Below are 20,115 nucleotides of genomic sequence, written 5' to 3'. Positions count from 1 at the left end.
CTAAAATCCCCCGTGTGCGACCGCTTACGGACGGTACCGAGCTGATGGTCGGCCGGGACAGCGAGCTGTCCCGGCTGGTCGCTTGGATCCGTGACGTCGCCGCGGGCCGCGGCCGCGCCGTGCTGGTGGACGGCGAGCCCGGGATCGGCAAGTCGGCACTGGTCCGGACCGCCTGCGCGGCCGCCTCCGACGCGGGCTGCCAGGTGTACTGGGGCGCCGGCGACGAGCTCGGCCAGGCGCTGCCGCTGCTGCCGCTCCTGGACGCCCTGGAGATCACGCCGGCCACGCGGGATCCCCGCCGTGACGCCGTTTACGAGCTGCTGGGCGGCGGGACCGTCGCGGGCAAGGGTGCCGACCTCGCCGCCGCGGCCGCCGAGCAGCTGATCGCGCTGGTCGACCAGCTCTGCCAGGACGGCCCGGCCGTGCTGGTCGTCGACGAGCTGCAGTGGGCCGACAGCACCACCGTGGCGGTGTGGAGCCGGCTCGCCCGCTTGGTCCGGCAGCTCCCGCTGCTGCTGATCGGCGTGTTGCGGCCGGTGCCGCGCCGCGACGACCTGCGGTCGCTCTTCCGGATCGTCCGGCCGGCCGAGCGGCTGCGGCTGGGCCGGCTCGCGGAACCGGCGGTGCTCGAGCTGGTGGCCGCGCTGGCCGGCGGCAAACCGGGCGCCCGGCTGGAGGAGCTGGCTGCCGGCGCCGCCGGGAATCCGTTGTACCTCACCGAACTGGTCGACGCGCTGACCAGGAGCTCGTGCCTGGAGGTCGACCCCGCGGGCATCGCGGAACTGACCGGCGCGGCCACGCCGGACTCGCTGCCGGAGGCGATCGCGGACCGGCTGGGCTTCCTCACGGAGCCGGCGCGCGAGGTCCTGCGGACGGCCGCGCTGCTCGGCGTCGGCTTCTCGGTCGCGGACCTGATGACCGTGACGAACTCCTCGCTCGCCGAGCTGCTGCCCGCCCTCGACGAGGCCCGCGCCGCCGGCGTGCTGGTGGCGGCCGGCGACGACCTGGAGTTCCGGCACCCGTTGATCCGCACGGCGTTGTACGACGAGATGCCGACCGCGGTCCGGGTCGCCTGGCACCAGTCCGCAGCGTGGGCGCTGGCCGAGGCGAGCGCCCCGGTCGAGCGGGTGGCGCGGCAGCTGCTGCCGATGGTGTCCACAACGGACACGCGCGTGCCGGTCCCGGACTGGGCCGTGCGGTGGTTGCTGAAGGTGGCCATGCCCTTGATCGGCCAGGCGCCGGTGGTCGCCGTCGCGCTGCTGAGACGGGCGGTGCGGGACGCGCCGCTCGACGACGCGGTGACCGGCGCGCTGGCCTGCCGGCTGGCCGACGCGTACTACCGGGTGGGCAACGTGGCCCAGGCCGAGCGGATCGCTTGTCGCGCCTTGGATCGCGTCCGCGACCCCGACGTGCGCGTCGACCTGCACACGACGGTCGTCCAGAGCCGCGGGACGGACGGCCGCGCCGCCGAGTCGCTCCCCGCGCTCAACGAAGCCCTGAACCAGCCGGGGCTGCAGGCCCGGCACCGGGCCAGGTTGCTGGTGCTCATCGCGCGGATCCGGCGCGTCCTCGGCGAGATCGACTCCGCGGGCCGGGCCGCTTCCGCGGCACTGGCGGAGCTCGGCCCGGCCGAAGACCGCTGGGCGACGGGGTGGGCGTTGCACGTGCTGAGCCAGTGCGCGATGATGCGGGGCGAGTGGGCCGCCGCTTTGCCGCTGTTCGAGCGGGCGATGGCCGTCGTGCGGGGCGACCCCACGCTGATCGAGCTCACCCTGCTGCTGCGCATCAACCAGTCGGTCACCTTCGGCGCGCTCGACCGCTACGCCGACGCGCTCACCGCGGCCGGGCAGGCGCGCGAGCTGGCCGACCGCACCGGCAGCGTGGCACGGCTGACCCAGGTCCAGAGCGCGATCGGGCAGCTGATGCTGGGCGCCGGCCGGTGGGACGACGCGCTGGCCGAGGTGGACGTCGTCCCGGACGACCGCAAGGACCCGGGGGTGGTGTGCTGCGACCACGGCGTCGCCGCGATCATCCACTTGCACCGCGACGAGACGGCCGCGGCCCGCCGCCACCTCGATGTCGCGGCGCTGCATTCGGAACGCGCCGGCGACGAGGTGGTGGAATCCTTGGTCCGCGCGCGCAGTCTCGCCTTCGAGCACGCGGGCGCGCCGGAGCGGGCGCTCGCCGTGCTGACGGCCGTACCGGCCGGCGAAGACGCGGGGGAGGAGCGCCTGGGCGACGCCGCCCGGCTGGCGATGGCGCTCGGCGACGTGCAGACCGCGGCGGAGATCGAGGCCCGGGCCCGCGGAATCGCCGCCGAGTCGGCGGTCCCGCACCGCCGGGCGCTGGCCCTGTACTGCCGCGGCCTGATCGAGCGGGACGGCACGATGCTGTTGCGAGCCGCGGACGGCTACGCCGACGCGGGCCGCCCGCTCTCCCAGGCCAAAGCCCTGGAGGCGGCCGCGTTCGCCTTCGCCGAAGCCCGGACCGAAGACCGCGGTTCGGCGCGGGCCGCCTTCACCCACGCCATCGACCTGTACTCGGAGCTGGACGCACACTGGGACGTGGCGAGGCTGCGTGCCCTGTTCCGGGCCCTGGGCATCCGCCGCGGCCCGAAGGTCAAGCACCGCCAGGCCACGCACGGCTGGGACAGCCTCACCCCCACCGAAGGCCGGATCGCCGCGCTGGTGGTGGAAGGCCTGTCGAACCCGCAGATCGCGGCCCGGCTCTACCTGTCCCCGCGCACGGTCGGCACGCACGTCTCGCACATCCTGACGAAGCTGGGGGTGCATTCGCGCATCGACATCGCGCGAGAAGCGGCCCGCCACCAGTCCGCTTCCGGCTGAGCCCTGCCCCGGCCCCTCGCAATTTGCCAAGGCGGTTAGAGCCGACCGTCGCTTGACTACCTACGGCGCGGGGGCGTCTGCGCCGGCCGGAAACGCACCCAGGACCACATCGGGTGCATCCGGCCCCCCCACCCCGGCCCCCCGGAACGACCAACTCACCCGCGGGAACGGCCAACTCGCCAACCGGAACGGCCAACTCACCCACACCACCGGCGAGTTGGCCGTTCCGGTGCGTGAATTGGCCGTTCCGGGCGGTGAGTTGGCCGGTCCGGCACCGTCGCGAACGCAGGTTGCCAACAGACCGTTCGCCAGAACCCTCATTGCCACTCACGAGAAGCCGCGGCAGACCACACTGGCCGGCTGGCCTCGGGACACGGGAGCCCCCGGCGGATCATGCGGCCTCCGGCGCGCCTTCCTGCGGACGCACGGTGGCCTCCGGCGCACCTTCCTGTGGACGCACGGCGAGCGCCGGTGGCGCCGCCCGTGGCGCCGGTATCGTCGGCGCCGGAGCCCGGCGGAACACCGCGATGTGCCCGCTGACCATCTGCCCGAGCAGCACCGCCAGGACCAGCAGCAGGGGCATCCGCCAGGTTCCCGTTCCGGTGTGCAGCCAGCCGCAGACCAGCACGCCGAAGCCGGCGATGACGTACCCCACGCCCTGGACCACGGCGGACAGTGCCACCGAGCTGTCCTTGCTGCGCAGCGAAATCGTCGTCAGTACGAACGCGAGCGCCCCCATGCCCGTGCCGGTGGCCATGGCCCACAGCCAGGGCGCGGCCGCGGGCGCCAGGAGCAGCCCGGTCACCCCGATGACGTTGGGCGTGGCCAAGGCGACGACGAGCAGGGTCTGGTTGCGCCAGCGGCGCGTCCAGCCCGGCACCAGGCACATCATCGGCAACCCCATCGCCATCGACAACGCCAGGCACGCGCCGGCCGTCGTCGAGGGGACCCCGGCGCTGCGCAGGATGCCGGGCAGCCAGCCCATGACCAGGAACGTCACCGTCGAAATGAGTCCGAAGTGGATGGTCAGCGGCCAGGCCCGCACCGCGCCCGGTGCGGACCGCGGTGACCCGAACTCCCCGGGGGTGCGCTGCCAGACCTGCTGGGCCAGCAGCGCCGCGGTCGCCCACACGCCGAGGGCGACCCGCCACGACGACGACATCACCGCCGTGGGCGTGACCAGCGCGCCGGCCGTGCTGCCGACCCCGAGTCCCAAGGTGAAGGCGGCGGAACCCTGGGCCAGCATCGGCAGCATGGTGCCGAGCACGGCGATGGACAGGCACGCCAGTGCCGTGCCGACCAGGAGCTCCACCGAGCCTCCGAGCACCCGCCCGGCCAGTGACAGCACCAGCCCGACGAGTGCCACGGTGACGGTCCGGTGGGTCCCCACCCGGCCGCACAGCCACGGCGTCGCCCAGCCGCCGAGGCCGATCGCCCACAGCGGCAGGGCGACGAGGACCGCGGCGACGAGACCGCCGGCGATGGAGATGTCCGGCAGCGCCGCGCCGAGGCTCGTCACGGCCGGCCGCAGGTTCAGTGCGAGAACGAAGATGACCAGAGTGGAGACGGTGGTGGTAGCACGCGACATCGCTCCTCCTCGGTTTCGAGGCCGGAGCGTCATACTCCGTAGAGCTATGTTTCGCTGTACGCGCATTTCAGACATCCGTCACCTGACGGATGAACGAACTATCGTTGTCTCTCAACGGTTATCGCCGCCTCTACGGCCCTGCGAATGGGCGTGCATCGGCACGTCCGGACGCCTCAGGCGCGGAAGATGCGCTCGCTCTGGTCACGGTCCGTGGTGTGCAACTCCCAATAGAGGGGCGAAATCTGCTCGGCCGGAGCAGTGGCGAAGCCGGGGATGGCGGCGTCGTCACTCCCGATCACCGCGTCGATGCCGACGTGTGCGGCCTGGACGCCCGTGCCGTCGAGCTCGCGGTGGAGGTTGAGCACCCAGTTGCGCAGGGCCGCCGCGGCGGCGTTGACGTTCCCGAGTTGCGGAACGGGGGCGATCGACCCGGCGCCGGTGGTGTAGAGCAGCGTGCCGGCACCGGCCTCCCGCATGGCGGGCAGCACGGCCCGGGTGGCGGCGATGGCGCCGTAGAGCTGGAACTCCAGCTCGTGCTGTACGTGCGCCGGTTCGGTTTCGGAGGGGACGGTCAGCGCGGTCGAGCCGAACGTCCCCGCGGGGGAGTATTCGAGGACGTCGATGCCGCCGAAGCGGGCGGCGGCCTCCCCGAGCGCCCGGACCAGTGCGGCACGGTCGAGGACGTCGGCGGGGAACGCGGCGGCTTCGATGCCCTCGGCGGTGAGCTTGCCGGCGAGGTCGCCGAGCTTGGCGCGGTCGCGGGCGAGGAGGGCGACGCCGAAGCCGTGGGAGCCGAAGGTCCGGGCGATGGCCTGCCCCAGTCCGGGGCCGGCGCCGATGATGGCGATGGTGGGCATGGTGACCTTTCCGGGTGGCGGGTGGTCAGGGGTGGGTGATGGCGACCTTGCCGAGCGTGCCCGCGCCGAACGCGGCGAACGCCTCGCCGACGCGGTCCAGCGGGTAGGTGGCGGTGACCGGGACCCGCAACGCGCCCGACGCGGCCTCGGCGGCGAGGTGGGCCAGGGTCCGCGGGTTCGGGTCGGCCAGCACTGAGACGGCGGTGACGCCTTCGGGCGTGACCCCGAGGGTGGAGGCGAACCGGCCGCCCGGCCGCAGCAGGCGCGCCAGCTGGTCGCCGTCGCCGGCCAGGTGCAGCACCGCGTCCACGCCCTCCGGCACGAGCGCCCGCACCTGGGCCGGGAGGTCACCGGCGAAGTCGGCGACCTCGACGTCGGCGAGGCCGGTGACGAAGCCGATTTCCGCGCCGGGGCGGGCGGTGGCGATGACCCGGGCGCCCCGCGCGGCCGCGAGCTGCACCGCCAGCGCGCCGACACCGCCGGTGGCGCCGGAGATCAGGACCGTGTCTTCCTTGGCGAGGTCCACGGCGTCGAGCACGTCGAGCGCGGCCGTGCCCGCCAGGCCCAGCGCGCCGGCTTCGCGCACCCCGAGCCCGGAGGGGATGGGGGCCACGCCGTAGGCCGCCGGCACGGTGACGTACTCGGCGAGTGAGCCCGTGCCCAGGAACGGCTTCATCACCACGCCGAAGACCGCGTCCCCGACGGCGAAACCTTCGGCACCTTCGCCGAGGGCTTCGACCGTCCCGGCGAAGTCCTTGCCCGGCACCAGCGGGAACCGGTGCTCCAGCATTCCCTGCAGGTAGCCGGCGGCGGTGGCGGCGTCGAAGCCGTTGATCGAGGACGCGGCCACCCGCACCAGCAGTTCACCCGCTTCCGGGCGCGGCCGCCCGATTTCGCGCACGGCCGGGGTGGCGGGGACGGATTCCAGGGTCGCTGCGCGCATGACGGTCACCTTCGAGATAAGTGGAACGGCCTTCCCAGTTCCTGGTTTCACCGTAGCAGAGAAGTGGGCAGCGTGTTCCACTTGATAGGGTGGTGGGCATGACACCCGCCGAAGTGCCAGGTCAGCAGTGCGAAACCGCGTTGCGCGCGGACGCCGAGCGCAACCGCGAACGGATCATGGCCGCGGCCCGCCGGCTCTACGCGACCGAGGGGCTCGGGGTTTCCATGGCGTCGGTGGCCCGCGAGGCCGGTGTCGGGAAGGCGACGTTGTCCCGGCGCTTCGCCACCCGCGAGGACCTGATCAACGCCGTGTTCGCCGACCGTATGGACGACTACGCCGCCGCGATCGCCGAGGCGCTGGCCGACCCGGACCCCTGGCACGGCTTCACCCGCTACCTCGAGTCCATCTGCGCGATGCAGGCCGCCGACCGCGGCTTCGCCGCCGTGCTCGCGATGAGCTTCCCGGCCGCCAAGGACCTCGAAGCCCGCCGCACCGAGTCGTACCGGGGCTTCCTGAAGCTCATCCGCCGCGCCAAGGGAACCGGTCACCTCCGGGCGGACTTCACCTCCGAGGACCTCGTGGTCCTGCTGATGGCCAACGCCGGCGTCATCGCGGCCACGGGTGACGACGCGCCCGGGACCTGGCGGCGGCTCGTCGGGCAGATGCTGCGCGCGTTCGCCGTCCCCGGAGCCCCGGTTCCCGCGCTGCCTGCCTCGCCGGACTCGGCCGACCTCTTCCGCGCGATGACTCGCTTCGGGCGGCTTTCCGAACCGTGACCGGCACCGGTGCGGTCCGTTTGGCCCGCGCTTGGCGGTGCGACTGCGGTCTTGAAACGTAACAACGGGTCGTAGTAGCGTCGGCGGGCACAAACTTTGAAACGTTTCGATCCGGAGGCACGCGATGGGACGGCAGGTGTGCAGATGAAGGTCGCCGTGCTCGTCACCTGCATCAACGACGCGCTGTTCCCCGACACCGGCAAAGCCGTGTTCCGGCTGCTGCGCCGACTGGGCGTGGACGCGGACTTCCCGCAGGCGCAGACCTGCTGCGGCCAGCCGATGGTCAACACCGGCTACCTCGACGAGGCCGTGCCGGTCGTCCGCGCGTTCACGGAGGCGTTCGCCGGGTACGACCACATCGTCACGCCGTCGGGTTCGTGCGCGGGCTCGGCCCGGCACCAGCACGGCCTCGTCGCGCGCCGCGCGGGGGAGCCGCGGCTGGCCGACACCGGGCCGAAGGTCCACGAGCTGAGCGAATTCCTCGTCGACGTGCTCGGCGTGACCGACGTCGGCGCCTACTTCCCGCACCGCGCCACGTTCCACCCGACCTGCCATTCGCTGCGCATGCTCGGCGTCGGCGACAAGCCGCTGCGGCTGCTGCGGGCGGTGCGGGGCCTCGACCTCGTCGAGCTGCCCGCCGCGCAGGAGTGCTGCGGGTTCGGCGGCACCTTCGCCCTCAAGAACGCCGAGACGTCGACGGCCATGGGCGCGGACAAGGCCCGGCACGTCCGCGGTACCGGGGCGGAAGTGCTCGTCGCGGGCGACAACTCCTGCCTGCTGCACATCGGCGGCCTGCTGTCACGGCAGCGGTCCGGCGTCCGGGTGCTGCACCTGGCCGACGTGCTCGCTTCGACCGAGGGGGACGCGTGAGCGCCACGTTCGTCGGCATGCCCGCTTTCCCCGCGGCGGCACGGGAAGCGCTCGCCGACACGCAGCTGCGCCGCAACCTCGCCCACGCCACCGGCACCATCCGCGCCAAGCGCGCGGCCGTCGTCGGCGAGGTGGCCGAGTGGGAGGAACTGCGGCTGGCGGGCGCGGCCATCAAGGACAACACCCTGCGCCGCCTCGACGAGCACCTGCTGGCCCTCGAAGCGGCGTTGCAGGCGCGCGGCGCGACCGTGCACTGGGCGCGTGACGCGCGCGATGCCTGCGACGTCGTCGCCCGCATCGCACGGGAGCACGGCGTCGACGAGGTCGTCAAGGTCAAGTCGATGGCGACCCAGGAGATCGGCCTCAACGAGGCGCTCGCCGAGCACGGCGTCACCGCCTGGGAGACCGACCTCGCCGAGCTCATCGTGCAGCTCGGCGACGACCTGCCGAGTCACCTCCTGGTGCCGGCGATCCACCGCAACCGCGCGGAGATCCGGGAGATCTTCCGCCGCGAGATGGCCGGTGCGGGCCGTCCGGCGCCCGAGGGCCTGACCGACGACCCCGCCGAGCTGGCCGGTGCCGCCCGGCTGCACCTGCGCGAGAAGTTCCTGCGCGCGAAGATGGCCGTTTCCGGCGCGAACTTCGCCGTCGCCGAGAGCGGCACCCTGGTCGTCGTCGAGTCCGAGGGCAACGGCCGGATGTGCCTGACCCTGCCCGAGGTGCTCGTTTCGGTGGTGGGCATCGAAAAGGTCGTCCCGACGTGGGCCGACCTCGACGTGTTCCTCCAGCTCCTGCCGCGGTCGAGCACGGGGGAGCGGATGAATCCCTACACCTCGACGTGGTCGGGCGTGACCCCGGGCGACGGGCCGCAGGAGGTGCACGTGGTGCTGCTGGACAACGGCCGCACTCGCGCGCTCGCCGACGAGATCGGCCGGCAGGCGCTGCGCTGCATCCGCTGCTCGGCGTGCCTGAACGTGTGCCCGGTCTACGAGCGGACCGGCGGGCACGCCTACGGCTCGGTCTACCCGGGACCGATCGGCGCGATCCTCAACCCGCTGCTCAAGGGCGTCGGCGTCGACGAGCAGACCGACTCGCTGCCGTACGCGTCCAGCCTGTGCGGGGCCTGCTTCGAGGCGTGCCCGGTCCGCATCGACATCCCGGAAGTCCTGGTGCACCTGCGTTCCCGGGTGGTCGACGCGCACCGCGGCGGGCCGCCGAAGCCCGAGGCGGTGGCGATGAAGACGGCGTCCTGGGTGCTCTCGGACGCCCGGCGGCTCGGGTTCGCCGAACTTGGGCTGGGGCTTGCGAACCGGGCCGTGACCCGCTTCGGCCGCCGGCTGCTCCCGGGCGGCCGCCGTGCCCTGTCCCGCCTGCCGTGGCCGGGTTCACTGTGGACGAACAGCCGCGACCTGCCCGCGCCGCCGCGCGAGTCGTTCCGGTCCTGGTGGCGGAAGCGATGACCGCGCGCGAAGAGATCCTGGCGGCGGTCCGTGGCGCACTGCGGGACGCGGACCGGACCGAAGCCGTGGTGCCCCGCGGATACCGTTCGGCGGTCGCGGACGTCGAGCTGTTCGCCGAGCGCGTGGTCGACTACCGCGCCACCCTCACCCGGTGCACCGCCGCCGAACTGCCGGACGCCATCCGGTCCGCCCTGGCGCCGGCGCGGAAAGTGTTGGTACCGCACGGTTTTCCGGTCGACCTGGCCGGCACCGGTGGCTCGCCGCCGCCCGGGACCACCGCTGAGCTGGCGGGGTTCGACGCCGTCGTCACGACGGCGGCGCTGGGCATCGCGACCACCGGCACCATCGTCCTCGACCACGGCCCGGGCCAGGGGCGGCGGGCGCTGAGCCTCGTACCGGACGTGCACGTCTGCGTGCTTCGGGCGGAGCAGATCGTGCCGGGCGTCCCGGAGGCGGTGGCCGCGCTGGACCCCGCCCGCCCGCAGACCTGGATCAGCGGGCCGAGCGCCACCAGTGACATCGAGCTGACCCGGGTGGAAGGCGTGCACGGGCCGCGGAGCCTGCACGTCATCGTCGTCACGGGGTGAACGAAGGCGTCCGAGCGTCTTGAATGACTCATTCAGGACCTGGGAGGTCCTGAATGAGTCATTCAAGACGCTGGGGGGCCCACGGGAGTCCGGGTCAACGCGGTCTGCCCGGGCTTCGCGGACACGGCCATGGTCGAGCGCCTGGTCCCGGACTTCGAAGCGGCGGGCTGACCGCGTCCCTGGTGTGACGGGCCGAGGCCCGGCCGGTTCGGAGCGAACCGGCCGGGCCTCGGGTGAGCGTCAGCGCCGCGGCGTCACCGTGTTCGCCACGACGAGCGGGGCGAGCTGCACCCAGTCGACGTTCGGACCCCACGCCGCCGGATTTCCGAAGGTGAGCGCGCCACCCTTCGTCGTCAGGTCGATCGGCGACGTCTCGGGCCAGAACCCGTCCCAGGTGTAGTTGTGGCGGTACGGCGCCGGCGTCACCGTGCCGCCCGCCTCGGTCGCCACCAGGGTGCGGGTGACCGTGTCCGTGTTGTACGGGTGCCCGGTGTTCTTCTCCGCCTGCGCGTAGGCGACCGTGAGGTCGTACTGACCGGGACCGCCGGTACGCGGGATGGTCAGCGTGCCGCCGTTGCCCAGGTAGCCGACGTAGGAGCCGCCGGAGGCCCAGGGACCGGTCGCCGTGGCCGCTCCGCCCGCGAGCTTGCCCGACTCGGCCTCGACGCGGACCGCGCGCTGGTCGGCCGCCGCGTCGCGCACCTGCGTGACCGTGCCCGCCACCAGCGGGATGCGGCCCTCGTTCGAGAAGACGGCTTCGGTGACGCCCGCCTTGAGGAACACCGTCGTGCTGCCCGACCAGACGCCGATGCCGGTGGCGGTCAGGTCGCCGCCCGCCACCCGGCGGCCGGACAGCGTGAGCCCCAGCGTGCTGCGGCCGACCCCGGCCCAGGACGTCGAGAGGCGGTAGTAGCCGTCTTCGGCGGCTGACAGATACGTGGTGACCTTCTGCCCCGGCGAGAGGACGACCGCGCCGGGTGCGACGACCTGGAGCGCGCCCGTGCCGTGGTCGATCGAGCCACCGGACCGGCGACCGTCGGCGAGCGGGTACTCCGCCCGCTCCGGGCCGGTGACCTCGGTCAGGTCGAAGCGGTCCAAGGTGACGTCGGACGAGCCGCCGAGGAACCCGCCCGGATCGGTGGTGCGCAGGGAAACGCGGTGCTTGCCCGCCGTCAGCGTGAGCGGCGTGTCCAGCCGGCCCCGGTAGGTCCAGCTCAGCGTGGCCGGCAGCGTCAGGGTGCGGACGTAGGTGTCGTCGACGTACAGCGCCAGCCTGCCGACGAAGGCGTTGGTGCCGTAGAACACGCCCAGCCGGTACGCGCCGGCCCGCGGCACGTCCACGTCCACCGTGTCGCGGGAGGCGGGGGTGTTCATGGACCCGACGTCCTTGCCGCCCGATGTCGTGTAGCGCATGGCCATGTCCCACGAACCGGATCCGTCGTCCTGGACGTAGACCCGGGCGTTCTCCACGGTGCCCGACTCGGCTTCGTAGCTCGCCTGCCACGGCGGGGTCGCCACCGGCGGGGCGCCGAGGCCCGCGGGCGTGACGACCACCTGGTACGCGGCCAGCCGGTCGCCGCCCGGCACGGAGATCGTCGCCTTGCCGTCCTGCACGCGGACCCGCGACGCCGCCACGGTCTGCGGCTGCTGGGCGTCGCCCTCGTAGCCCGACCAGGTCGTCTTCGCGATCCGCACGTCGACCCGGTCGCCGAAGACCCGCCGGTCCAGGCCGGTCAGCGCGACGTCGACCGCGTCCGCCGTGCCGCCGAGCAGGACGGTCGCCTTGCTGTCCTTGCGATCCAGGGTCGCCAGGCCCTGGAGCGAGTCCCGGGTGTCCGGCCGCGGCGGCGTCACGCGCACCGTGTCACCGGCGAGGTCGGCGTACCACTTGGTCAGCCACCAGCCGCCGTTGGCGCGTCCGGCGCGCACGGCGTTGTCGCTGAGGTTGCCCGCCAGCGACCAGAAGGCCAGCTGACCGTCCACTTTGGTGTCTTCGAGCATGGTGATCCACTGGATCAGGTTCCCGGGCACCGAGGTGTCCCGCCGGTCGGTGTACTCGTTGATGGTGATCGGCAGCGGCGGGATGCCGAGCGAGCGCTCGATGGCTCGGTAGTCCGCGAAGTGCCCGCGGTAGGTGGCCGGTGAGTCCGGGCTGAGCTCGTGCCAGGTGGCGATGTCGGGCAGCACGTTGTTGGCCTTGGCGTAGGTCAGGAACTCGCGCAGGTGGTCGGCGCGGTACTGCGTTTCGCCGATCCCGGCGATCCGCGCCGTCGGCAGGACTGACCGCACCGCGCGGTAGACCTTCGTCCAGTCGGCGAAGAACTTCTCCTTCTTGGTCGCCCAGTCCTGGTACCAGATCCCGTCCGGCTCGTTGAAGATCGTCCACACGAACCGGTCGCGGTCCGGCCGCTGGGCCACCTTGTCCAGCTGGGGCTTGAGCCGCGCGAGGTAGTCGTCGATGCCGAGGTCCTGGTACGGCCAGCGGCTGTAGCCGTCCTGGGCGTAGATGTGCACGTCGGTGCCGCCGGCGGCGAAGAAGCCGTCGGCCACTTTCAGCGCGTCGCCGTTGGGGTGCTGCTCGCCGTCGGGCGCCTTCTGGGAGATCGTGCGCGGGCGCATCCCGGCGATCAGGTCCTGCGACGGCACCCCGGGGTCGCCGAGGCCGTAGAGGATGCCCGTGGCGCCGCCGTGGAAGGCGCCCGTGGACGCGCCGAGGTCGACGCGCAGCGTCTCGGCCGCGGCGCCCTGGGCGGTGGCGGGGGACAGCGTGGTGAACGCGAGCACGGCGACCGCCGCACCTGCCAGGAATCTTTGTCGCATCAGCACTCCGCTTCGACGGGGAGGGGGTTCACTTGACGGCGCCGCTGGTGATGCCCGAGATGATCTTCCGCTGGGCGACGGCGAGGACGACGACGAGCGGCAGGCTCATCAGCACCACGTAGGCGAAGATGAGGTGCCAGTTGTTGAGGTAGAGCCCCGCACTGGCCACGCGGAACAGGTTGAGCGGCAGGGTGTCGAGCCGGCCGCCGACGACGAAGAAGGCGTAGAAGACGTCGTTCCACACGTAGAGGCAGATCAGGATGGTGGCGGTGGCCAGCGCCGGTCGCAGCAGCGGCAGCACGATCCGCCGGAACACCGTGAACGGACTGGCGCCGTCGATTTGGGCGGCTTCTTCGAGCGACACCGGGATGGTCCGGACGAACCCCGTGACGAAGAAGATCACCGTGGACAGGTAGATTCCCATGTAGACACCGATCATCCCGATCGCGCTGCCCGCGAGGCCGAGCTGCCGGAGCAGGAGCACCACGGTGACGACGGCCGGGGGCAGCACGATGCCGCTGATGCCCAGCGCGTACAGGGCGGCGTTGAGCCGGGTCGCGCGGCGGGCCAGCACCCAGGCAGCCATCGACCCGAAGGTCAGGACGCCGGCGACCGTGGGCACGACGATCAACAGGCTGCCGAAGAACGCCGCCGGCACCTCGCCCTGGACCCAGACCTCCCGCAGGTTCCCGAAGAGCTGCCAGTGACCGGGCAACGACAGGTCCGGGTCGAGCGCCTCGCCCTGGGACTTCCCGGCGGTCACCACGACGAGCCAGAGCGGGATCCCGATGAGGACGAGGACGAGCACGGTCGTGACGACCGGCTGCAGCTTCGTCCAGAAGCGCGCGTCGGAGAGGCGGGAAGTCACAGGATCTCCTCTCGCTTGCGCAGGGTGCGGATCACCGGGAAGGCCAGGAACGCGACGAGCAGGAACAGCACCAGGCTCATCGCGGTGGCCTGGGCGAACAGGCCCTGGCCGAAGGTGCGGTAGATGAAGATGTTGAGGATCTCCGTGGTGCGGGCCGGGCCGCCGCCGGTGGTGGCCTGGACGACGTCGAAGCCGTTCATCGACCCCAGCAGCGCGGTGGCGACGTTGAACGTGACCGCCGGCGCCAGCAGCGGCGACTTGACGACCCAGAACGTGCGCCAGCGCGAAGCACCGTCGATGCAGGCGGCTTCGAGGATGTCCTCCGGGACGGTCTTGAGCCCCGCCAGGTAGATGAGCATCGACAGGCCCATCCACTTCCACGCGTGGATCAGCGCGACCACCACGATCGACCAGGTGGTGTCCCCGAGCCAGGCGTAGTCGAACGTCCGCCCGAGCACCGCGCCGATCAGCTCGTTGAGACTGCCGTGCGGCTTCAGCAGCGCCTGGAAGATGTACCCGACCGCGAGCGCCGACATCAGCACCGGGATCAGGAAGAAGATCCGCGCCAGGCGGTTGAGCCGGTTGTCGCGTTCGAGCAGGACGGCGAGGGCGAACCCGAAGAGGTTCTGGAAGACCGCGACCAGCACCGCGTAGACGAGCGTGATCCGCACCGCCCGCAGCAGCGTGCCGTCCGAAGCCAGCTCGGTGAAGTTGTCGAGGCCCACTGGCTTGATCGAGCTCTTGAACCCGGACCAGTCGGTGAATGCGTAGACGAAGTTGAACAGCGTCGGCAGGAAGAAGAAGACGAGCAGGATGGCGAAGGCGGGCGCCAGGAACCACATCGGGTGCGTCCGCTTGCCGTGGGTGCTCGTGGGCCGGGCGCCCGGCCGTGGAGCGGGCCGGGTGGCCGGCCGCTCCACGACGAGCGTGCGTTCTGCGGTGGACATCCGGTCAGAAACCCGGGGCGCCGGCCGCCTTGGCCAGCTGGGCGAACTGGTCCTGGGTGGCCTTGGCCACCTGGTCCGGCGTCATGGTGCCGGCGATCATGTCCGCGAGGTTGAGGTAGAGGTCCGGGTTGGCGACGGCGAGCGCCTGCATGGAACCGACCGCGGTGGGCAGGGCCCTGTGCACGTCGAGCAGGGCCTGCGGTACGCCCGCGGGGTTGGCGACCGACGGCTCGAGCGAGATGGTCTTGCGGTCGGCGACGAACCCGGCGTACCCGGGGCCCATCCAGTACGCCAGCAGCTGCCGGGCCGCGGCCTCACGCTTGGCGTCACCGGTGCGGAAGGCGACCAGGGCGTTCGTCTGGTCCGGGATGAAGGTCCCGACCTGGCCCGACGGCGCGATCGGGAAGAAGCCGATCTTCTTGTCCAGCGTGGCGGTGTCGGCCTTGGCCTGCAGCTGGCTGAAGAACGAGTTGACCTGCACGGCCATCGCGGCCTTGCCGTCGAGCAGCGCGGCGCCTTGGTCCTCCAGCTTGGCGGTCTTGATGTCGGCGTTGAACAGGCCTTCGTTGATCAGCGCCTGGTACTTCTTGATCGTGTCGAGCACGACCGGGCTGGTGAAGGTCTCCTGCTTGCTGTTGATCTTGTCCCAGAGGCCGTTCTTGGCGGCGTCGGCGAGCTGGACCTGCACCCACCACTGGGTCGCCCACCGGTCGCCGCCCATTTCGAAGAACGGGGTGACGCCCTTGCCCTTGAGCGCGCGGGCCGCGGTGACCATGGCGTCGAACGTCTTCGGCGTGTCGGTGATGCCGTTGGCGGCGAAGACTTCCTTGTTGTAATAGACGCCTTCGACGGCCGGGCTGGTGACCAGGGCGGCGTAGCGCTTGCCGTCGAGCAGACCGGTGATGTCCTTCAGTTCGGGCGCCAGCTTGGCCAGCCACGGCGCGTCGTCGAGGGGCTGCAGGTTGGTCTTCGCGTTGATGGCGGTCAGCATCGACGAAGTGGGCTGCCAGAAGGCGAGGTCCGGCTTGTCGCCGGTGGCCACCTTGGTCTGGATGCTCTGCTCGTACGGGTCGGGGATCGTCACGACCTCGACGGACGCGCCGGTGGCCTTCTCGAAGGCTTCGACGACCTGCTTGGGCACGGTGTTGCTGTTCTGCGCCGCCCAGAGGGTCAGCTTGACCCCGTCGAGCTTCGCGCCTGCGTCGGCCCAGGTGGCGGGCGCGGCGTCGGCGGGGGCGTTCGCGGACGGGTCGCTGCACGCGGCGAGGCCGAGGGTGAGCGCAGCGGCGGCGACGACGCTGATCCATTTCTTCATCGGGGTGATCCTTCGGTGCGGTGAGGGGGTTAGCCGGCGACGATGCGGAAGAGCCGCGCGGAGGCGGTGGCGTGCGGGGTGGGCGTCAGGGTCAGGGAACCGGTTTCGGTGTCCCATTCGACGGTCCAGGCGGGCAGGTCCCGCGGGTAGCGGGCCTCGATGTGGACGTTCTGGGAGCGCAGGTGTGGCAAGGACAACGTCACGGGCCCGGCGTCGTCCCCGCGCCGCCACACGGCGAGGTGGGTGACGTCGCCGGAGCGCAGGGCCAGGCTGAGCCACGGATCGCTCCACCCGGGCAGGCCCAGTGGCCACAGTGGAACCGCGCTCGTCAGTCCGTTCCGGATTTCGTGGTACACCTCCACGGCCGCGCGGACGGAGGCCTGCTGCTCCGGGGACATGAGGTCGAGCCGGCCGGACAGGTAGAGGCGGCCGAGCAGGCCGGTGCACACGGTGTAGGCGAAGTCCTCGTCCGGCATGTCCGGCTGCGGGTAGGCCCAGCTGGCCGCCTGCTCCGGCAGCACCGACAGCGGGGCCGCCACGGCGATCGGCGGGTACCGCAGGTAGTCCTGCTGGTCGCTGGTGGACTGCAGCTGCATCCGGCTGAGCATCGCGTAGTCCATCCGCATGGCGCCCGACGCGCAGTTTTCCAGGATCAGCTCCGGATGCCGGTCCAGAACGCCGTCCAGCCAGGCCAGGTGCGCGCGGTTGTGGGCGAGCAGACCGGCGCCGACACTGCCGGCGGCCAGGTCGGTGCCCGCGCCGGGGTCCACATTGTAGTCGAGCTTGAAGTAGCCGACGCCGAGGTCCTCGACCAGCCGGTCGACCACGCCGTCGAGGTGCGCGACGGCGCTCGGGTGGCGCAGGTCCAGGACGTACCTGTCGTGCTCGACGAGCCGGACGCCGCCGCGCTGGAGGAAGGCCGCGTCGGGCAGCTTCTCCGCCATCGGGCTGCGCACGCCGATCACTTCCGGTTCCAGCCACAGGCCGGGCACCATGCCGCGCCTGCGGATGCGGGTGAGGACTTCCTGGATCCCTTGGGGGAACCGGGTTTCCGACGGCTGCCACTCGCCGACGCTGTCCCACCAGCTGGTGCCGTTGTCGTACCAGCCGGCGTCGATGCAGAACACCTCCGCGCCGACGGCCGCGGCGGCGTCGACGAGCGGGAGCAGTTTCTCCGTGGTGGGGTCGCCCATCAGCGTGTTCATGTAGTCGTTGAAGACGACCGGCAAGGTGGACTGGTCGGGGTGCGGGCGGAGCAGCGCGCGCCGGTGCGCGGTGAGCGCGGCGACCGCACCGTCCACACCGGACTCGGAGACGGCCACCGAGACCGGCACCGTGGTGAAGGATTCGCCGGGCCGCAGGGTCTGGTGCCACTGGTGGTCGACGTCGGTCGGCCCGAGCAGGGCGAGGTAGGGACCGTCCCGGCGTTCGCCGACCTCCCACCGCCAGGCGCCGTTGTGCTCGACCTGCCACAGCCACGTCCGCCCGGTTCGCCGGTCGGTGATCCCGCCGGTCGGCAGGTGGCTGCCGGTGGACCAGGTGCCGGTGCTGACGGCGGCGAACCGGCCGCGGCCGTCCTGGCCGTGCAGCCCGAGGTTGAGGTCGGGCAGGACGTCGTCGCGCAGCGGGCGGAGGCTCCACCGGCCCTCGCCGAGCCATTCGCTGTCGGCCCGGAGGAGGTCGACGTCTTCGACGCGCGCCCCGGCGAACCCCGCGGCGAAGGAGGTGACGCCCTGCAGCAGGACCGGCGCCGGGCCGTGGTTGGTGACGGTGGTGGTGATCTGGCAGGCGGAAGCCCCGTCGGCCGACCGGAACGACGTCCGCGCGGTGAGCCCGGTCCGCTCGTCGCTCAGGTCGACGTGCAGTTCGTGCCACTTCCCGTCCTGGCCGCGGGTGGAGCCGGTGTAGCGGAGCCGCCGGCCGACGGCGGTCTCGGAGAACCGGTGCGACGCCCGCGCCCGCCCTTCGCCGGCGACCAGCAGTTCCACCAGTGGCTGTGCCGTCCGCGGGAGGTCGTGGACGCCGCCGGTGCGGCTCTGGAGGCTCCGGACCGCGACCGGGCCCTCGGGGGACACGTCCACGACGAGTTCCAACGCCGGGTGGCCCCAGACCACGGTCGTGGCCGACTCCGTCGAGATCACCGCTGCTCCCTCATGTCTTCGCCGTTTCTGCTGGCCACGGCTTGTGTGACCGGTCACAATGGCAGGCCAGCAGTGTGCCGGGTCACCGGGCCGGTTGAGAAGCCCGCGTTACCCTGTTGTTACGAACACTGGGCCCCGGGCAAGCGCCCCAAGGCGGCCTTGGTTGCGTCACACGCACCCAAGGCGGCCTTCGGTGCGTCTGACGCACCGAAGGCCACCTTGGGGCGCTTTGGGAGAGTCAGCCGGCGGCGCGCGGGGGCGCCGTGGATTCGCGGATCACGAGCGACGGCGCCGCGAGATCGAGCGCCGGTTGCGGAGTTCCGGCCAGCTCGGCCGCGAGCGCGGCCAGGCACGCGTGCCCGAGCGCCACGAAGTCCATCCGGACGGTGGTGAGCGCGGGCGTCCAGTACGCGGCCCCGGGAACGTCGTCGAACCCGACGATGCTGACGTCGCCGGGGACGTCCCGTCCGGCTTCGTGCAACGCCCGGCGAACGGCCAGCGCCGTGTCGTCGTTGCCGCACAGGATCGCGGTCACGGCCGGATCCGCCGCCAGTTCCCGCCCGGACAGGTAGGCCGAGCGCACGTCCCACCCCGCCGGCACGACCGACGGCACCGGCGCCCCCGCCGCTTCGAGCGCGCCACGCCACCCCGTCTGGCGGGCGCTTCTGCCGGTCTCCGAAGGGATCGCGACGTGGTGCACCGTGCGATGCCCCAGTCCGAGCAGGTGCCGCGTCGCGTCGGCGGCGGCCTGCCGCTCGTCCAGGAAGATCATCGGCCGGGCGACGTCGTCGAGGCCGCCCGCTTCCGTCGCGGCCACCACCGGGACCTCCGGCGGCAGCGCCCGCAGCACGCCGGCGCCGGCGGCGTCGAAGGCGACCACCACGATGCCGCCCGCGTTGGGGTCGTTCACGTACTCGACCGCGTGCCGGACGTCGCCGGGCCGGTCCGACTCCACGACCCGGACCCCGACCGCGAACCCGCGCAGACGGGCGGCCTCCTCGATCCCGCGCAACGTCGAGGCGTAGCCGTACAGCGTGGTCTCGGCGATCACCACCGTCACCGCGCGCGAGCGCCCCGAGCCGAGGGCCCGCGCCGCCCGGTTCGGGCGGTAGCCCAGCCGGTCGATGACCTCCAGGACGTGCCGGCGGGTGCCGGCGTTGACGTTGGGCGACTCGTTCAACACCCGCGACACGGTCTGGTAGGAGACACCCGCCGCGGCGGCGACGTCACGAATGCTGAGCGAGGCGGAGGAACGTCGGGTCACGGTGCCATCGTTGTCGGTACCGATCGCGTCGTCAAAGCCGCTGGATCAGTACATCGTGACCGCGCCGGTCGCCAAGTCGTACGACGCACCCACCACGCGCAGCTTCCCCTGCGCGATCGGCCCGGTGAGCGACGGCGTCTTCTGCAGTGTCGCGACGACGCTCCGGACGTGGGCCTCCAGCGCGGCCGGGTAGATGTCCGCGCCCCGGTCCTTCGCCTCCCGCGCGGCCGGCAGCAACGCGGAAACCAGGCCGCCCAGCGGGCCGGACGGCAGCTTGGCCGGGTCCTTCATCGCGTCCACCGCGGCCTTCACCGCGCCGCAGCTCTGGTGCCCGAGCACCAGGATCAGCGGCGTGTTCAGCGCCAGCACCCCGTACTCGATGGTGCCGACAGTGGCGTCCGACAGCACGTTTCCGGCCGTGCGGGTGACGAAGAGGTCGCCGAAGTCCTCGTCGAAGACCACTTCGACCGGCACGCGGGAGTCCGCGCAGCCGAACACCTGGGCGTAGGGCGCCTGGCCGGCCGCGTGCTTGCGGATGTCGTCGAGCGTCTGCGGGTGCAAGGTCCGGTTGGCGAGCAGGCGCTTGTTGCCGTCCAGGAGGCGTTGCAACGCACCGTCGGGCGTCTTGGGCGCTTCGGGATTCGGCAGCACGGGCACCGCCGAACCCGGTGTGCCGTCCGCGGCCTTGCTCGCGGCGGCCGCGCACGCGCTCAACGCCAGCGAAACCCCGCCGAGCGCGAGCCCGCGCAGCACTGTCCGCCGGGCGGGCGCGCCGTCCCCGTTCTTCGTCGCAAAACTGGGCATTCCCCGGTCTCCTGTCCGTGCCGATGTCG

Annotated in this window: 15 protein-coding genes and 1 pseudogene; 6 read left to right on the top strand and 10 right to left on the bottom strand. The window is 72.2% G+C overall.

Annotation, left to right across the window (positions count from 1 at the left end; genetic code table 11):
- Positions 1 to 14 precede the first annotated feature (14 nt).
- The gene (locus tag ACLJQF_RS26715; RefSeq protein ID WP_410612552.1) at positions 15 to 2,846 is read left to right on the top strand and encodes a helix-turn-helix transcriptional regulator; all 2,832 of its coding nucleotides are present in this window, start codon (positions 15 to 17) and stop codon (positions 2,844 to 2,846) included.
- 391 nt (positions 2,847 to 3,237) lie between these two features.
- On the opposite strand, the gene ACLJQF_RS26710 is transcribed toward ACLJQF_RS26715, so the two are convergent.
- From ACLJQF_RS26710 to ACLJQF_RS26700, 3 genes are all read right to left on the bottom strand, one after another.
- Positions 3,238 to 4,434 carry an MFS transporter gene (locus tag ACLJQF_RS26710; RefSeq protein ID WP_410612551.1) on the bottom strand — a complete coding sequence of 399 codons (1,197 nt, stop codon included), beginning with the start codon at positions 4,432 to 4,434 and terminating at the stop codon, positions 3,238 to 3,240.
- A gap of 173 nt (positions 4,435 to 4,607) precedes the next feature.
- On the bottom strand, positions 4,608 to 5,291 hold the full coding sequence (locus ACLJQF_RS26705) for an SDR family NAD(P)-dependent oxidoreductase (RefSeq protein WP_410612550.1): 684 nt from the start codon (positions 5,289 to 5,291) through the stop codon (positions 4,608 to 4,610).
- 25 nt (positions 5,292 to 5,316) lie between these two features.
- Entirely contained in the window at positions 5,317 to 6,234 is a 918-nt protein-coding gene (locus ACLJQF_RS26700; RefSeq protein WP_410612549.1) for an NADP-dependent oxidoreductase, read from the bottom strand.
- Positions 6,235 to 6,332: 98 nt separating this feature from the next.
- Here ACLJQF_RS26700 and ACLJQF_RS26695 point away from each other — a divergent pair, with 98 nt between their 5' ends.
- From ACLJQF_RS26695 to ACLJQF_RS26675, 5 genes and pseudogenes are all read left to right on the top strand, one after another.
- Positions 6,333 to 7,010, top strand: a complete 678-nt coding sequence (locus ACLJQF_RS26695; RefSeq protein ID WP_410612548.1) for a TetR/AcrR family transcriptional regulator — start codon at positions 6,333 to 6,335, stop codon at positions 7,008 to 7,010.
- Between the two features lie 144 nt (positions 7,011 to 7,154).
- On the top strand, positions 7,155 to 7,880 hold the full coding sequence (locus ACLJQF_RS26690; RefSeq protein WP_410612546.1) for a (Fe-S)-binding protein: 726 nt from the start codon (positions 7,155 to 7,157) through the stop codon (positions 7,878 to 7,880).
- Between the two features lie 17 nt (positions 7,881 to 7,897).
- Positions 7,898 to 9,340 (top strand): lactate utilization protein B, encoded by a 1,443-nt coding sequence (locus ACLJQF_RS26685; protein WP_410612781.1) that lies wholly within the window; start codon positions 7,898 to 7,900, stop codon positions 9,338 to 9,340.
- Positions 9,337 to 9,927, top strand: a complete 591-nt coding sequence (locus ACLJQF_RS26680) for a LutC/YkgG family protein (RefSeq protein WP_410612544.1) — start codon at positions 9,337 to 9,339, stop codon at positions 9,925 to 9,927. The genes ACLJQF_RS26685 and ACLJQF_RS26680 overlap by 4 nt, the downstream gene beginning before the upstream one ends.
- 78 nt (positions 9,928 to 10,005) lie before the next feature.
- Positions 10,006 to 10,092: pseudogene (locus ACLJQF_RS26675) on the top strand (short-chain dehydrogenase); the annotation flags it as partial.
- A gap of 75 nt (positions 10,093 to 10,167) precedes the next feature.
- On the opposite strand, the gene ACLJQF_RS26670 reads toward ACLJQF_RS26675, so the two are convergent.
- The 7 genes from ACLJQF_RS26670 to ACLJQF_RS26640 all read right to left on the bottom strand — a co-directional run bounded on the left by ACLJQF_RS26670 (position 10,168) and on the right by ACLJQF_RS26640 (position 20,086).
- Positions 10,168 to 12,747, bottom strand: coding sequence for a carbohydrate-binding protein (locus tag ACLJQF_RS26670; protein WP_410612542.1), 2,580 nt, complete (start codon positions 12,745 to 12,747; stop codon positions 10,168 to 10,170).
- 28 nt (positions 12,748 to 12,775) lie between these two features.
- Entirely contained in the window at positions 12,776 to 13,615 is an 840-nt protein-coding gene (locus ACLJQF_RS26665; RefSeq protein ID WP_410612540.1) for a carbohydrate ABC transporter permease, read from the bottom strand.
- On the bottom strand, positions 13,612 to 14,562 hold the full coding sequence (locus ACLJQF_RS26660) for a carbohydrate ABC transporter permease (RefSeq protein ID WP_410612538.1): 951 nt from the start codon (positions 14,560 to 14,562) through the stop codon (positions 13,612 to 13,614). The genes ACLJQF_RS26665 and ACLJQF_RS26660 overlap by 4 nt, the downstream gene beginning before the upstream one ends.
- A gap of 4 nt (positions 14,563 to 14,566) precedes the next feature.
- Complete coding sequence (locus tag ACLJQF_RS26655) at positions 14,567 to 15,877, bottom strand: ABC transporter substrate-binding protein (protein WP_410612536.1); 1,311 nt, start codon at positions 15,875 to 15,877, stop codon at positions 14,567 to 14,569.
- A 29-nt stretch (positions 15,878 to 15,906) separates the two neighbouring features.
- Complete coding sequence (locus ACLJQF_RS26650; protein WP_410612534.1) at positions 15,907 to 18,018, bottom strand: glycoside hydrolase family 36 protein; 2,112 nt, start codon at positions 18,016 to 18,018, stop codon at positions 15,907 to 15,909.
- A gap of 238 nt (positions 18,019 to 18,256) precedes the next feature.
- The gene (locus ACLJQF_RS26645) at positions 18,257 to 19,282 is read right to left on the bottom strand and encodes a LacI family DNA-binding transcriptional regulator (protein ID WP_410612533.1); all 1,026 of its coding nucleotides are present in this window, start codon (positions 19,280 to 19,282) and stop codon (positions 18,257 to 18,259) included.
- 45 nt (positions 19,283 to 19,327) lie between these two features.
- Positions 19,328 to 20,086, bottom strand: coding sequence for a carbonic anhydrase (locus ACLJQF_RS26640; RefSeq protein ID WP_410612531.1), 759 nt, complete (start codon positions 20,084 to 20,086; stop codon positions 19,328 to 19,330).
- Between the last annotated feature and the right edge of the window lie 29 nt (positions 20,087 to 20,115).

The organism is Amycolatopsis sp. lyj-109, from assembly GCF_046548995.1.
Lineage (GTDB): Bacteria > Actinomycetota > Actinomycetes > Mycobacteriales > Pseudonocardiaceae > Amycolatopsis.
This window is presented reverse-complemented; position numbering and strand designations above follow the sequence as displayed.